General features: G+C 63.8%; 11 protein-coding genes and 1 pseudogene. 8 read left to right on the top strand and 4 right to left on the bottom strand.

Annotated features, from left to right (window positions below):
• Window positions 1-103: 103 nt before the first annotated feature.
• The 3 genes from FQ746_RS20750 to FQ746_RS20760 all read left to right on the top strand — a co-directional run bounded on the left by FQ746_RS20750 (window position 104) and on the right by FQ746_RS20760 (window position 4,653).
• On the top strand, window positions 104-2,539 hold the full coding sequence (locus FQ746_RS20750; RefSeq protein WP_144111530.1) for a 3-hydroxyacyl-CoA dehydrogenase/enoyl-CoA hydratase family protein: 2,436 nt from the start codon (window positions 104-106) through the stop codon (window positions 2,537-2,539).
• A 24-nt stretch (window positions 2,540-2,563) separates the two neighbouring features.
• On the top strand, window positions 2,564-3,763 hold the full coding sequence (locus FQ746_RS20755; protein WP_144111531.1) for an acetyl-CoA C-acyltransferase: 1,200 nt from the start codon (window positions 2,564-2,566) through the stop codon (window positions 3,761-3,763).
• A 119-nt stretch (window positions 3,764-3,882) separates the two neighbouring features.
• Window positions 3,883-4,653 (top strand): enoyl-CoA hydratase, encoded by a 771-nt coding sequence (locus FQ746_RS20760; protein WP_144111532.1) that lies wholly within the window; start codon window positions 3,883-3,885, stop codon window positions 4,651-4,653.
• 32 nt (window positions 4,654-4,685) lie between these two features.
• Here the strand turns inward: FQ746_RS20760 and fdhD are convergent, their stop codons facing one another.
• On the bottom strand, window positions 4,686-5,519 hold the full coding sequence (gene fdhD, locus FQ746_RS20765) for a formate dehydrogenase accessory sulfurtransferase FdhD (protein ID WP_144111533.1): 834 nt from the start codon (window positions 5,517-5,519) through the stop codon (window positions 4,686-4,688).
• Between the two features lie 117 nt (window positions 5,520-5,636).
• Here fdhD and FQ746_RS20770 point away from each other — a divergent pair, with 117 nt between their 5' ends.
• Both FQ746_RS20770 and FQ746_RS20775 read left to right on the top strand, forming a co-directional pair.
• The gene (locus FQ746_RS20770; protein WP_144111534.1) at window positions 5,637-6,113 is read left to right on the top strand and encodes a nitrate reductase associated protein; all 477 of its coding nucleotides are present in this window, start codon (window positions 5,637-5,639) and stop codon (window positions 6,111-6,113) included.
• Between the two features lie 232 nt (window positions 6,114-6,345).
• Window positions 6,346-8,829 (top strand): annotated as a pseudogene (locus FQ746_RS20775) (EAL domain-containing protein); the annotation flags it as partial.
• Window positions 8,830-8,850: 21 nt separating this feature from the next.
• Here FQ746_RS20775 and FQ746_RS20780 read toward each other — a convergent pair.
• Window positions 8,851-9,465 (bottom strand): glutathione S-transferase family protein, encoded by a 615-nt coding sequence (locus FQ746_RS20780; protein WP_144111535.1) that lies wholly within the window; start codon window positions 9,463-9,465, stop codon window positions 8,851-8,853.
• Between the two features lie 159 nt (window positions 9,466-9,624).
• On the opposite strand from FQ746_RS20780, the gene FQ746_RS20785 reads away from it, so the two are divergent.
• Window positions 9,625-10,542 (top strand): LysR substrate-binding domain-containing protein, encoded by a 918-nt coding sequence (locus FQ746_RS20785; RefSeq protein ID WP_144111536.1) that lies wholly within the window; start codon window positions 9,625-9,627, stop codon window positions 10,540-10,542.
• Between the two features lie 52 nt (window positions 10,543-10,594).
• Window positions 10,595-10,939 (top strand): DUF4148 domain-containing protein, encoded by a 345-nt coding sequence (locus FQ746_RS20790; RefSeq protein ID WP_144111537.1) that lies wholly within the window; start codon window positions 10,595-10,597, stop codon window positions 10,937-10,939.
• An 87-nt stretch (window positions 10,940-11,026) separates the two neighbouring features.
• Here FQ746_RS20790 and FQ746_RS20795 read toward each other — a convergent pair whose 3' ends face one another.
• Window positions 11,027-11,422 carry an acyl-CoA thioesterase gene (locus FQ746_RS20795; protein WP_144111538.1) on the bottom strand — a complete coding sequence of 132 codons (396 nt, stop codon included), beginning with the start codon at window positions 11,420-11,422 and terminating at the stop codon, window positions 11,027-11,029.
• A gap of 213 nt (window positions 11,423-11,635) precedes the next feature.
• Here FQ746_RS20795 and FQ746_RS20800 point away from each other — a divergent pair, with 213 nt between their 5' ends.
• Window positions 11,636-13,531: an ABCB family ABC transporter ATP-binding protein/permease gene (locus tag FQ746_RS20800; protein ID WP_144111569.1), complete on the top strand. Its 1,896-nt coding sequence runs from the start codon at window positions 11,636-11,638 to the stop codon at window positions 13,529-13,531.
• Here FQ746_RS20800 and murU read toward each other — a convergent pair.
• On the bottom strand, window positions 13,528-14,250 hold the full coding sequence (murU, locus tag FQ746_RS20805; protein WP_144111539.1) for an N-acetylmuramate alpha-1-phosphate uridylyltransferase MurU: 723 nt from the start codon (window positions 14,248-14,250) through the stop codon (window positions 13,528-13,530). The two genes, FQ746_RS20800 and murU, sit on opposite strands and share 4 nt — an antisense overlap.
• Window positions 14,251-14,253: the final 3 nt, after the last annotated feature.

A 14,253-nucleotide genomic window follows, 5' to 3' on the forward strand; every position in this document is an offset into this window, starting at 1 on the left:
GCAGGCGCCACGTTCGCTTATCCGCAACATGGCGCCTGTCCAGTCACACATCGCGAATGCACGAGACACATTCGCGACATCGCACAACTTCCGGAGGAACGACGTGAGCAATCTGATCATTCGCAAGGTAGCCGTGCTCGGCGCCGGCGTGATGGGCGCGCAGATCGCCGCGCACCTGATCAACGCCAAGGTGCCGGTGCTTCTTTTCGATCTGCCCGCTAAAGAAGGCCCGAAAAACGCGATCGCACTCAAGGCGATCGAGAATCTGAAGAAGCTGTCGCCCGCGCCGTTCGGCGTGAAGGACGACGCGCAATACATCCAGCCCGCCAATTACGACGACGATATCGAGAAGCTCGCCGAGTGCGACCTCGTGATCGAAGCGATTGCCGAGCGCATGGACTGGAAGCACGACCTGTACAAAAAGGTCTCGCCGCACATCGCGCCGAATGCGATTTTTGCGACCAACACGTCGGGCCTGTCGATCACCGAATTGTCGAACGGCTTCTCGGACGAACTCAAAGCGCGCTTTTGCGGCGTGCACTTCTTCAATCCGCCGCGCTACATGCATCTGGTGGAACTGATTCCGACCGCGACCACGCGCCCGGAAATTCTCGATCAACTCGAATCGTTCCTGACCAGCGTGGTCGGCAAAGGCGTGGTTCGCGCGAAAGACACGCCGAACTTCATCGCCAACCGCGTCGGTATATTCTCGATCCTCGCGGTGATTACCGAAGCCGCGAAGTTCGGCTTGCGCTTCGACGAGGTGGACGATCTGACGGGCTCGCGCCTAGGCCGTGCGAAGTCGGCCACGTTCCGCACCGCCGACGTGGTCGGTCTGGACACGATGGCGCACGTCATCAAGACGATGCAGGACACGCTGGCCGGGGACCCGTTCTTCCCGGTCTACGAAACGCCGGCCGTGCTGGCCGAACTGGTGAAGAAGGGCGCACTCGGTCAGAAGACGGGCGGCGGCTTCTACAAGAAAGAAGGCAAGGCGATCAAGGTGCTCGACCCGAAGACGGGCGAGTACGTCGACGGCGGCGCGAAAGCCGACGAACTGGTCGGCCGTATCCTGAAGCGCCCGCCGGCAGAACGTCTGAAGCTGCTGCGTGAATCGGAGCATCCGCAGGCGCAATTCCTCTGGTCGATCTTCCGCGACGTGTATCACTACATCGGCGTGCATCTGGAATCGATCGCCGACAACGCGCGCGATGTCGATCTCGCAATCCGCTGGGGTTTCGGCTGGAACGAAGGCCCGTTCGAAGGCTGGCAGACGGCCGGCTGGAAGCAGGTCGCCGAATGGGTGCAGGAAGACATCGCAGCTGGCAAGGCGCTGTCCAGCGTGCCGCTGCCCTCGTGGGTGCTCGAAGGGCCGGTCGCCGAAGCGGGCGGCGTGCATACCAACGAAGGCTCGTGGTCGCCGTCGTCGCAATCGTTCGTGCCGCGCTCGTCGCTGGGCGTGTACGACAAACAGGTGTTCCGCGCACCGCTGGTCGGCGAAACTTCCGCCGATCCGAAGACCTACGGCAAGACACTGTTCGAAACCGACGCGGTGCGTGCATGGGTCGACGACCGCGCGGGCGAGAACGACGTGTTGATCGTGTCGTTCAAAAGCAAGATGAACACGATCGGACCGTCGGTCATCGACGGCCTCACGCAAGCCATCGAACTGGCCGAGAAGGATTACAAGGGCCTCGTCGTCTGGCAACCGACTTCGCTGAAACTCGGCACGCCGGGCGGCCCGTTCTCCGCCGGCGCGAATCTCGAAGAAGCGATGCCCGCCTTCATGATGGGCGGCGCGAAGGGCATCGAGCCGTTCGTGAAGAAATTCCAGCAAGGCATGTTGCGCGTGAAGTACGCGAGCGTGCCGGTCATCTCGGCGGTGTCGGGCATTGCGCTCGGCGGCGGCTGCGAGTTGGCGCTGCATAGCGCGAAGCGCGTCGCGCATATCGAGAGCTATATCGGGCTGGTGGAAGTCGGCGTGGGTCTGGTGCCCGCGGGCGGCGGTCTGAAAGAAGCGGCGCTGCGCGCGGCGGAAGCGGCGACACAAGTCGGCGCGACCAGCGACCTGCTCAAGTTCGTGCAGAAGTCGTTCGAAAACGCCGCGATGGCGAAGGTCTCGGCCTCCGCGCTCGACGCCCGCGCAATGGGTTATCTGAAGCCGTCGGACACGATCGTCTTCAACGTGTTCGAACTGCTCGACGTCGCGAAGAAGGAAGCGCGCGCGTTGGCGGCAGCCGGTTATCGTCCGCCGCTGCGCGTCACGCAAGTGCCGGTCGCGGGCCGCTCGGCTATCTCCACCATCAAGGCGTCGCTCGTCAACATGCGTGATGGCCGCTTCATCAGCGAACACGATTATCTGATCGCGAGCCGTATCGCCGAAGCCGTATGCGGCGGCGATGTCGAAGCCGGCAGTCTCGTCGACGAAGAATGGCTGCTGCAACTCGAGCGTCGTGCGTTCGTCGATCTGCTCGGCACGCAAAAGACGCAGGAACGGATCATGGGCATGCTGCAGACCGGCAAGCCGGTTCGCAACTAAGCGACGACATTCAGGAGCTTGAAAATGGCAAAGCAACTACAAGACGCATATATCGTCGCCGCGAGCCGTACGCCGATCGGCAAGGCGCCGCGCGGCATGTTCAAAAACACGCGCCCGGACGAACTGCTGGTGCACGCAATCAAGGCCGCCGTGGCGCAAGTCCCCGGCCTCGACACCAAAGTGATCGAAGACGCGATTGTCGGCTGCGCGATTCCGGAAGCGGAGCAGGGTTTGAACGTGGCGCGCATCGGCGCATTGCTGGCCGGTCTGCCGAACACGGTCGGCGGCGTGACGGTGAACCGCTTCTGCGCATCGGGCCTGACCGCACTGGCGATGGCCGCCGACCGCATCCGCGTCGGCGAATCGGACGCGATGATCGCAGGCGGCTGCGAATCGATGAGCATGGTGCCGATGATGGGCAACAAGCCGTCGCTGTCGCCGCATATCTTCGATCGCAATGAAGACGTGGGCATTGCCTACGGCATGGGTCTGACCGCGGAGAAGGTCGCCGAGCGCTGGAAGATCAGCCGCGAAGCGCAGGACGCGTTCTCGGTGGAATCGCACCGCCGCGCGATCGCCGCCCAGCAATCCGGCGAGTTCAACGACGAAATCGCCGCCTACACGATCACCGAGCGCTTCCCCGACCTCGCCACCGGCGAAGTGCGGATCAGCACGCGCGAAGTGTCGCTCGACGAAGGTCCGCGCGCGGAAACCTCGCTCGAAGGCCTCGCGAAACTGCGCGCGGTGTTCGCCAACAAGGGTTCGGTGACGGCGGGCAACAGCTCGCAGACCTCGGACGGCGCGGGCGCGCTGATCGTAGTGTCGGAAAAGACGTTAAAGGAATTCAACCTCACGCCGCTCGCGCGTTTCGTCAGCTTCGCCGTGCGCGGCGTGCCGCCGGAAATCATGGGTATCGGTCCGAAGGAAGCGATTCCGGCTGCGTTGAAGGCCGCCGGTCTGAAGCAGGACGACCTCGACTGGATCGAACTGAACGAAGCGTTCGCCGCGCAATCGCTGGCGGTGATTCAGGACCTCGGTCTCGATCCGTCGAAGATCAACCCGCTGGGCGGCGCGATCGCGTTGGGTCACCCGCTCGGCGCGACGGGCGCGATTCGTGCGTCGACGGTCGTGCACGGTCTGCGTCGCCGTAACTACAAGTACGGCATGATCACGATGTGCGTGGGCACCGGCATGGGCGCGGCGGGCATCATCGAGCGTCTGTAAGCGCGTTCCCGGGCGCGAGGCAAACGGTTCGCACGCCACGAGGCCTGCGAACCGTTTTTCCATTCGGCGGCACCTGACCGCGAAAAACTGCAAAGCACCGCAATCAGTATTACGAGGAGATGACGATGGACATTCTGGTCGAGCGCACCGATGGCGTGCTGACGATTGCCTTCAACCGGCCCGAGAAGAAAAATGCGATCACTGCCGCGATGTATCAGACGATGGCGGACGCACTCGTCGAAGCGCAAGGCGACACGGCCGTGCGCGCGATTCTGATTCGCGGCAGCGCGGCGATTTTCAGCGCCGGCAACGATCTCGAAGACTTCATGAAGACCCCGCCGATGGGCGAAAGCGCGCCGGTGTTCCAGTTCCTGCGCGCGATCAGCTCGGCGGAGAAGCCGGTGGTCGCGGCGGTATCGGGACCGGCGGTGGGCATCGGCACGACGCTGCTGCTGCATTGCGATCTGGTGTACGCCGCCGACACCGCGAGCTTTTCGCTGCCGTTCGCACAACTCGGCCTGTGTCCGGAAGCGGCGTCGAGCCTGTTGTTGCCGCGTGTGGGCGGCTATCAGGCGGCGGCGGAAAAGCTGCTGCTCGGCGAAGCGTTCGATGCGACGGAAGCGCAGCGCATGGGCTTCGTGAATCGCGTGCTACCGGCAGCCGAAGTGGAGGCGTTCGCGTTGGCGCAAGCCGCGAAACTGGCCGCGCTGCCGGCTTCATCGCTGCGGGTAACGAAGAGTCTGATGAAGCACGCCAGTCACCAGGAACTGCAAACGCAGATGACCGAAGAAGCCGTGCACTTCGGCAAGATGCTGCTCGCGCCGGAAGCGCGTGAGGCGTTCAAGGCGTTCTTCGAAAAGCGCAAGCCGGACTTCCGGCAGTTCGACTGAGCGCCGCCGCACGCGGCGCATGTTTGGAAAAGCTAGGTCGACTGCGCCGTGTCGTAGTCGACATAGCTGGACTCGCGGCAAAAGCTCACCAGCCGCACGCCCGCCTTGCGGGCAATCGCAATGGCCAGCGACGACGGCGCGGAGATCGTCGCCAGCATCGGCACGTTCACGCGCGCGGCCTTGCGCACCAGTTCATAGCTCGCGCGGCTCGACAGAAACACGAAACCTTGCTGCGTATCCACGCGATCCAGCACGAGCTGGCCGATCAGCTTGTCGAGCGCATTGTGGCGGCCGACGTCTTCGAATGCGCGCAGAATCGCGCCCGATTCGTCGCACCACGCGGCCGCGTGCAAGCCGCCCGTGAGTCGCGTCAACGCCTGGTGTTCGGGCAGCGCCTTCGCGGCGCGGGCAATCGCGTCCACCGCGAGCCGTTGTAAAAAACCGGTATCGGCAACGCGCTCCGGTTCCAGATCCAGCAGATCGATGCTTTCGATTCCACACACCCCGCAGCCGGTCCGCCCGGCCAATGCACGGCGCTTTTCCTTGAGCCCGACGAACGCCTGCTGGATCACCTGAATCTGCACTTCGGCATGCGGCAGTTCCGCGTCGTCGTGCAGTTCGACCTCGATGTCCTGAATGTCGCTGCTGCGCGCCACGATCCCCTCGGAAATCGCGAAGCCGACCGCGAAGGCTTCCAGATCGCGCGGCGTGCACATCATCACCGCATGCGAAATGCCGTTGAAGACAAGCGCCACCGGCCATTCCTGCCCGACGTGATCCGTGACGGTTTCGACCGTTTCGCCGCGATGCCGATGCACCTGACGGGTGATGGCGCCGGGCTGCCCGGTAGTTTCCAGATCGTCCAAACCGATTCACTCCTTGTGTATGGCTTTCGGCGGCCCGCGCTTTGGCTGCGCGAGCGAGGTTCTAAAATACCTCAACCCGGGTTCACGTGTGGCCCGGCGTCCAGGAGGGACATTGTCATGGGACTGACCGATACACCGCTACTTTTCGATTTCGAAGTTCAATCTTCGGAGAATTTCACGTTTATTCCGATGTCGGTGCGCTTCAATCTCGACCGGTTCGGCTTGCGCATCTCGCTGGCCCAATGGCAGTTGCTGCCGCTCGAAGACCGCAAGCTGCTGACGCGCTTCCCCGTCGAGGAAGACGCGGAGATCGAGCCGAATTTCGATCACGCGCTGTTCGAAATGCTGCGCACGCACGCCGACGTGGCGCCGGAATGGTTCACGCCCGACGCGTCGCCCGCCTGGCTTCGGACCGACGCCGTGCCGGACGGACTACTGCGGCAGGCGCAACTGGCGGGCCTCGCCGCACCCGCACTCGCGCAATGGAGCGCGCTTCCGCCTTTCAAGCGCTATGTGCTCGCCAAACTTTCGCGCAAGCCCGAAGCAAACCACGACTTCATCCCCGCAATGAAGGAATTCGGCCTCGCAAGCTGAGTTCGTCTGCTATGGCGCGACGATTTTTCGCTCGCGCCCTCAATCTGTTCCGATCGCTGCCGTTATTCATGGGTTGGCGTGTAAAAGAGCGGCACCGACAGCCGGTACACGCTCCCGCCCCCAGAACGATCGACGTTCGGAACCCATGACTCCTTTTCTCTCGATGCGGCTGCTCATCAGCCTGGCGATCATCGCCGTGGTGCTCGGCAGTCTGCTGAACGTCAGCGTCGGCGCGCGCAGGAAACGGCGCGGCGGCCGTGCGCTGGGTCGCGACGACGAACGCTTTCGCGGTCTGTTCGACGACCATCCCGTGCCGATGTACATCTTCGAGCGCGACACGCTGCGCTTTCTCGCCGTGAACGCGGCGGCGATCCAGCAATATGGCTACTCGGAGAGCGAATTCCTGTCGATGACGATCCGCGCGATCCGCCCGCGCACGGAAGTCGCGCGCCTCGAATCGCATCTGCAACGCAGCGACGAGGTGCGGCGCGGCCGCATGATGGCGGGCATCTGGCATCACCGGCGCAAGGATGGCTCGACGATCAGCGCCGACATCGCGTATCACGGACTGCATTTCATGGGCCGCGCCGCGTTCTTCGTGCTGGCCGACGACGTCACCGAGCAGATCAACGCGGAAGCCGAAGCCGAGCGCTCGAACCAGATGCTCGAAGCGGTGATCGACAACATTCCGCAGCGCATTTTCTGGAAGGACCGGGGCTCGCGCTACCTCGGCTGCAATATGGCCTTTGCGCGCGATGCGGGGCTCGCTTATCCCGAGCAGGTGGTCGGCAAGACCGATGCCGACATGCCGTGGCGCACGCTCGTCGACGTGCTGCACGGCCACGACACGGAGGTGCTGAGCACCGGCGTGCCGAAGATGAATTTCGAAGTCGACGTGGTGATCGACGGTCAGCATCGCACCACGGTCACGAGCAAACTGCCATTCACCGATAACGACGGCCGTGTGATCGGCGTGCTCGGCTCGTACACCGACATCACCGAGCGCAAACGCGCCGATCTGGCGTTGCGTCTGCAAAGCCGCGCGCTCGACGCGAGCGTCAACGCGATTCTGATCACCGCGCCGTCGCCGGCGGGCAATCTGATCGAATACGTGAACCCGGCTTTCATGCGGATTACCGGCTACGATCCGGCCGAGGTGATCGGCCATGACTGCCGGGTGTTGCAGCGCGACGACCGCGAGCAGGAAGGCGTCGCGCTGATCCGCCAGGCGCTCGCGGCGGACCGCGAAGTGAGCGCCGTGGTGCGCAACTATCGCAAGGACGGCGCGCTGTTCTGGAATCAACTATTCATTGCGCCGGTGCCGAACGCCGAGGGCGTGATTACGCATCACATCGGTGTGATCAACGACGTGACGGATCTGATCCGCTATCAGGAACAGCTCGAATATCAGGCGAACTACGACAGCCTGACGCGCCTGCCGAACCGCAACCTGCTGCGCGACCGCCTGCAGCATGCGCTGATCGTCGCGCAGCGGCAGCATAAAGGCGTCGCCGTGGTTTTCATGGATCTGGACGGCTTCAAGATCGTCAACGACACCTTGGGCCATAGCGTCGGCGACCGTTTGCTGAGCACGGTCGCCGAACGCCTCGCGCGCAGCACGCGCACGAGCGATACCGTGGCGCGGCACGGCGGCGACGAGTTCGTGGTCGTGATGACCGACACCGTCGACGAGCAGTCGCTGATCGCGTGGATGGAGCGCGTGCGCACGTCGATCTCCGAGCCGGTGTGGGTGGACGGCAATGAGTTGTACGTGGGCTGCAGCATGGGCGCGAGCCTGTATCCGCAGGACGGCGACGACGCGGAAACGCTGATGAAGAAGGCCGACCTCGCCATGTATCGCGCGAAGGACATGGGCCGCAATACGTTCCAGTTTTACCAGCCGGAGATGAACGCGAGCGCGGGCGTGCGGCTGAATCTCGAACGGCGTTTGCGGCGCGCGTTGCGCGACAACGAATTCCTGCTGCACTACCAGCCGCAGGTGGATATCCGTACCGGCCAGATCGTCGGCACCGAGGCGCTGGTGCGCTGGCTCGATCCCGAAGTCGGACTGGTGCCGCCGTCGTCGTTCATTCCGGTCGCGGAAGAGAGCGGTCTGATCGGGCCGTTGTCGGAATGGGTGCTGCGCGAGGCCTGCCGGCAGAACAAGGCCTGGCAGGACGAAGGCTTGCCGCCCGCGCGGGTCTCGGTGAATTTTTCGGCGCGCGTGTTCCAGCAGCGCGATATTGCCAAGCTGGTGCTGCAGGTGCTCGATGAAACCGGTCTCGCGCCGCAATACCTCGAGCTCGAACTGACCGAGAGCACCATCATGCGCAACGCGCAGGAAGCGGTGTCGATGCTCAACGAACTGCACGCGCTCGGCATCGGTCTCGCGATCGACGACTTCGGTACCGGCTATTCCAGCCTGAGCTATCTGAAACGTTTTCCGGTGGACCGGTTGAAGATAGACCGCTCGTTCGTGTCGGATATCGGCGTGTCGGCCGACGACGAAACCATCACCTCGGCGATCATCGCGCTCGCCCATTCGCTGAAGTTGCAGGTGATTGCCGAGGGCGTGGAAACCTCGGCGCAACTGGAGTTTCTGAAAGAGCGCGCGTGCGACGAAATGCAGGGCTTCTACTTTGCGCGGCCGCTGACGACGGATGCGATCGCGGCCTTGTTGCAAGGCGGCATGGCGCGCGAACTGGTCGAGGCGTGAGCCGCGCCGCCGCCGGGCCGATTACACGGCAGGGGTCGCGATGAATACCGGCAATTGCTCCGCCTGAGCCGCGAACGCGGCGAACTGAGGATGCTCCGCCGCCTTGACGGTACCGGGCAGCATCAACTGGGTGAAGCCCCACGTCACCGCGACGGTGACCTCTGCCGCGCCGAAGCGCTCCGACTCGATGGGCAGCGGCGCGGCCGCCAGTTCCTGTTCGAGTTGGGCATAGGCCGCGAAGAGTTGCGAGTGCACCCGTTCGAGCCACGGTTCGTGTTGCTTCTCGGCCGGCCTCAGCTTCCGCTCGTAGACGATCTGCACCGTTTTCTCACATGCGGCGAGCGCGAGCCCGGTCAGACGGGCGGCGCGCAAACAGTCTTCGGGCCGCGACGGGAACAATGTCTGGTCGGGGCCCGCCAGCGCCGCGACGTACTGCAGGATCACCGTCGAATCCATGATGCTCTGGCCGTTGTCGACGATCAGCGTCGGCGCCTTGACGACCGGGTTGATGCGCCTGAACTGCTCATACGTGCTGAACACCGAAATCGCCTCGTGCTCGAAGTCGACTTCCAGCAGTTTCAGGCAGATCGCCACGCGGCGTACGTATGGCGAGTCGAGCATTCCGATGAGTTTCATCACATTTCCGTTAGAGGTTCTATCATGGCGCGCGCAATGCGCCGCTTGATGGGCTGGAGCCGACGGGCCAGCACCTGCGCGAATCGAACCGATAGATTAAGCATCTTCAGCCGGTAAAAAAAGCGACATTATTCGACGGCTTTCGTCAGAATGGCTTACATGAAACCGATTCCTCCGCTCACTGCGTTGCGCTGCTTCGAGGCCGTGGCCCGGCTCGGCGGCATCACGCTCGCCGCGCGCGAACTGCACGTCACGCACTCGGCGGTCAGCCAGCAGATCAAGGTACTGGAAGACGCCATGGGCGTCGCGATGTTCGTGCGCGAAGCGCGCGGTCTGCGGCTGACCGAAGACGGGCGGCTCTACGCGCTGGAAATCCGCACCGCGTTGCGCGACATCACGCAGGCCACGCGGCGCGCGCAGGCGCGGCCGCAGGAGAGCGAACTGGTCGTCGCCACCTTGCCGTCGTTCGCGCTGCATTGGCTGGTGCCGCGGCTGCCCAGCTTTCGCGCCGCGCATCCGTACTACCGGGTGCGTTTGCTGACCAGTCTGCAACTCGAAGATCTGCGCCACGGCGTGAGCGATATCGCGATTCGCATGGGTCAGGGACATTGGCCGGACGTCGCGCAACAGAAACTGTTCGACGACGAACTGGTGGTGGTCGCCGCGCCGCATTTCGCGCTCGGGCCGCACGGCGGTTTGCCGCGCAGCGCGGCCGAGGTGCTCGCCTGTCCGCTGATCGCCAGCCCCGATGCGCCGTGGAGCGACTGGTGCCGTGCCGCCCGGTTGCCGGAGCCGGCTGCCGAAGCAACGGTGCTGTCGGCAGGTGATTCGAGCATCGTCCTCGGCGCCGTCATGCTCGGGCAGGGCGTCGCGCTCGAACGGCGGAGTCTGGTCGCTCATGCCATGGCGCGCGGCGAACTCGTGCAGGTCACCGAGATTCGCGTGCCGTACCGCTATCCGTACTGGCTGGTGTGGCAACAGCGCGATCTGTTGAATGCACGGCAAACGCATTTCGCGCAGTGGATCGAAGGGCAGGTCGACGCCTACCTGCGCGAAGCCAGGCCTGGCGGGAGGTAGCGGGCACGCAGGTTGCGTCCTCGTCGTTAGCTGAATACAACCGGAGAGAACAATGACGTCGAAACCTGCAAAGAAACTGGCTGTGCTGTTGGCATCGGTAGTACTGAGCGTGGCGTCGGCCGCGCCGGCGTTCGCGCAAAGCGGCGGCGGCGGTGGCGGCGGTCCGGCTGGAGACGGCTCGGATGCGGCCACGCCGACGGCGGCCTCCCGTCCTGCCACGAGCAGCACCAAGGCCCAACGCAAGGCCGCGCGCAAACAGGCGCGCGCGAAGAAGAATGCCGAACTGAAACAACTGGAAAGCAACGGGTATCAACCGTCGCGCAACGATCCGAACTATCCGCAGGACATCCAGAACGCGCAGAAGAAGGCGGGTATCGGCGCTGCGGCTAGCCAGTAAACCGGCAGGCCCCAAGCCGGGCCGCGATGTAAAAAAAGGACGAAGCGCTGTGGCGCCTCGTCCTTTTTTCATGAACCGCCTTCCGGGTTAGTCCAGCGCGGGCAGTGCGCGCGGACGGCGGTCGCTATCGGTTGCGACGTAGGTGAGGATGGCCTCGGTCACCTTGACGAGATCTTCGGTGAGGCTCATGCGCTGGGCGTAAACCTCGACCGAGACCGTGACCGACGTATTGCCGGTCTTGACGATATCTGCGTAAAAACTGAGCAGGTCGCCGACGAACACCGGCTGCTTGAACACGAACGAATTCACCGCGATGGTGGCCACGCGTCCGTTAGCGCGGCGGCTGGCCGGAATCGAGCCGGCAATATCGACTTGCGCCATGATCCAGCCGCCGAACACGTCACCATGGACGTTCGCGTCCGACGGTTGCGGCATGACGCGCAGCGCGCAGGGCTTCTGCGGAAGTTGAAGAACATCGGTCATGGGAATACCTTGAAAAGCCGAGCGAAAGCGGCGCCAGCCGGCTTCTGCGACAATGGAAAGATCACGGATTGTACGGGAAAGCTCCCAGCCGGGCCGCGCGACATAACCAGCATGCCGGTACGGCAGACGGTGATCGGCGCGGTCTTCGACGCAGCGAACTCCGGCGCTTGCCCCTGCGAACTCCGTCGCTTCCTCACTTCCCAGCCGATCCCCATGCGCCGCACGCCTTCGTCCGACCCGTCGCCCGTTTCGCCCATTTCCACCCAGCCGCGCAACGACTGGCAGACCATTCTGTCGCTGCTGCCTTATCTCGCCACGTATAAATGGCGCGTCGGCTTCGCGCTGAGTTGCCTGATCGGTGCGAAAGTCGCCAATCTCGGCGTGCCGATCGTGATGAAGCGGATCGTCGACGGCCTCGCCTCGGTCCGTCATCTCACCGCACTCGGCCGCGCGCAGGATGCGCCGGGCATCGTGCTGCTCGGCGGCGTCGGCTTGCTGGTGGTCGCGTATGCGGTGGTGCGGCTGTCGACCTCGCTCTTCACCGAGTTGCGCGAGATTCTGTTTGCCAAGGTGACCGAGAGCGCGGTACGCCAACTGGCGCTCAAAGTGTTCCGCCATTTGCATGCGCTGTCGCTGCGCTTTCATCTGGAGCGGCAAACCGGCGGCATGTCGCGCGACATCGAGCGCGGCACGCGTGGCATCACGCAACTCATTTCCTACTCGCTCTACAGCATCCTGCCGACACTCGTCGAAGTCGGCCTCGTGCTCGGCTTCTTCGTCGTCAAATACGAGGCGTATTACGCGGTGGTGACTTTCATCGCGCTCGCCGTGTATATCGTGTTCACCGTGAAGGTGACCGAGTGGCGCACGCATTTTCGCCGCACCATGAACGACCTCGATTCGAAGGCGAATTCGCGCGCCATCGATTCGCTGCTCAACTACGAAACCGTCAAATACTTCGGCAACGAAGAGTGGGAAGCCGGCCGCTACGACGAAAACCTCAAGCGCTATCGCACGGCCGCGATCAAGGCGCAGCGCTCGCTGTCGGCGCTGAATTTCGGCCAGCAGGCGATTATCGGCACGGGGCTCGTGTTCATTCTGTGGCGCGCGACGCAAGGCGTGATGGCCGGACGACTCACGCTCGGCGATCTGGTGCTGATCAACACCTTCATGCTGCAGCTCTACATTCCACTGAATTTTCTGGGCGTGGTGTATCGCGAACTGAAGCAGAGTCTGACCGATATGGACCGCATGTTCACGCTACTGGGTGCGACTCAGGAAGTGCCGGACGTGCCCGCGGCGCCGGCCTTGAACGTGAGCGGCGCGCAGGTGCGCTTCGAGCACGTGAACTTTGCGTACGAAAGCGCCCGGCAGATTCTGCACGACGTCAGCTTCACGATTGCAGCGGGCACGACGACGGCGGTGGTCGGCCATAGCGGCTCGGGTAAATCGACGCTTGCGCGGCTGATGTTCCGCTTCTACGATCTGGATCGAGCGAGCGGCGGCGCCATCACCATCGACGCTCAGGATATTCGCGACGTCACGCAGGATTCGCTACGGGCGGCGATCGGCATCGTGCCGCAGGATACGGTGCTGTTCAACGACTCGATCTACTACAACATTGCGTACGGCCGGCCGGCCGCCACGCGCGACGAAGTGATCGCGGCGGCGCGCGCGGCGCATATTCACGAATTCATCGAGGGTTTGCCGAAGGGCTACGAGACGCCGGTCGGCGAGCGCGGCCTGAAGCTGTCGGGCGGCGAAAAGCAGCGCGTGGCGATTGCCCGCACCATCCTCAAGAATCCGCCGATCCTGCTGTTCGACGAAGCGACCTCGGCGCTCGATTCGCGTTCGGAACGGGCGATCCAGCACGAACTCGATCTGATTGCCCGCGAACGCACGACGCTGATCATCGCGCACCGGTTGTCCACCGTCGTGCACGCGCAGCAGATCATCGTGATGGACAAGGGCCGCATTGTCGAGCGCGGCACGCACGCCGAACTGCTGCAGGCAAACGGCCTGTTCGCGCAGATGTGGGCGTTGCAACAGCAGCGCACGGAGCCCGCCGTGCCGGAAGCGGTCGAAGGACAGCCGGCGGCCGCGCTCTAAAGCTCGCGCGTGCTGCGTAGCTGCCGGTCCAGCGCATCGAGCTGCGCGGGCGTGCCGACGTTTTCCCACCAACCCGTGTACAACTCGCCGCTCGCCAGAGCGCGTGCAATCGTGTCGCGATAGTACGGCGTGAGCGCACGCCGCGTGCCGCGCGGCAGATCGCGAAACATCCGCGTGTCGTACAGCCCGATGTTGCCGAACGTGAAGCGCGGCGTTGCGTCCAGCGACAGTTTGCCGTCCACCAGACCGAAGTCGCCCTGTGGATGAAACGTAGGGTTCGGCACCATCACGAGATGCATGCCGGGTTCGGGTAACGCGGCCAGTCGGGCCGCATGCGCCTGCAATGCGGCGTAATCGAAGTCCGCATAAACGTCGCCGCTCACCGCGACGAACACTTCGCTCGCGCCTTCGTCTTCGAGCAGCGGCAAGGCCTGCACGATGCCGCCGGCGGTTTCCAGCGCTTCATGCTCGGCCGAATAACGCACCTGCACGTTCCAGCGCGAGCCGTCGCCGAGCGTGGCTTCGATCTGCTCGCCGAGCCACGCATGATTGATGACGATGGTTTCGAAGCCCGCCCGCGCGAGCCGTTCGATCTGCCAGACGATCAGCGGCTGGCCGCCCACTTCGAGCAAAGGCTTGGGCCGCGAATCGGTGAGCGGGCGCATGCGCTCGCCGCGCCCGGCGGCGAAAATCATCGCTGTCTTCAGAGTCATGGCCATGAC

It is taken from the genome of Paraburkholderia sp. BCC1886 (assembly GCF_900996245.1).
Classification (GTDB): domain Bacteria; phylum Pseudomonadota; class Gammaproteobacteria; order Burkholderiales; family Burkholderiaceae; genus Paraburkholderia.

What these genes read in the sequence shown, in the direction of transcription:
- FQ746_RS20755 (WP_144111531.1), top strand. Translation starts at nt 2,564, where the DNA reads ATGGCAAAGCAACTACAAGACGCATATATCGTCGCCGCGAGCCGTACG.
- FQ746_RS20760 (WP_144111532.1), top strand. Translation starts at nt 3,883, where the DNA reads ATGACGATGGACATTCTGGTCGAGCGCACCGATGGCGTGCTGACGATT.
- FQ746_RS20770 (WP_144111534.1), top strand. Translation starts at nt 5,637, where the DNA reads ATGGGACTGACCGATACACCGCTACTTTTCGATTTCGAAGTTCAATCT.
- FQ746_RS20780 (WP_144111535.1), bottom strand. Translation starts at nt 9,465, where the DNA reads ATGAAACTCATCGGAATGCTCGACTCGCCATACGTACGCCGCGTGGCG.
- FQ746_RS20785 (WP_144111536.1), top strand. Translation starts at nt 9,625, where the DNA reads ATGAAACCGATTCCTCCGCTCACTGCGTTGCGCTGCTTCGAGGCCGTG.
- FQ746_RS20790 (WP_144111537.1), top strand. Translation starts at nt 10,595, where the DNA reads ATGACGTCGAAACCTGCAAAGAAACTGGCTGTGCTGTTGGCATCGGTA.
- FQ746_RS20795 (WP_144111538.1), bottom strand. Translation starts at nt 11,422, where the DNA reads ATGACCGATGTTCTTCAACTTCCGCAGAAGCCCTGCGCGCTGCGCGTC.
- FQ746_RS20800 (WP_144111569.1), top strand. Translation starts at nt 11,636, where the DNA reads ATGCGCCGCACGCCTTCGTCCGACCCGTCGCCCGTTTCGCCCATTTCC.
- murU (WP_144111539.1), bottom strand. Translation starts at nt 14,250, where the DNA reads ATGGCCATGACTCTGAAGACAGCGATGATTTTCGCCGCCGGGCGCGGC.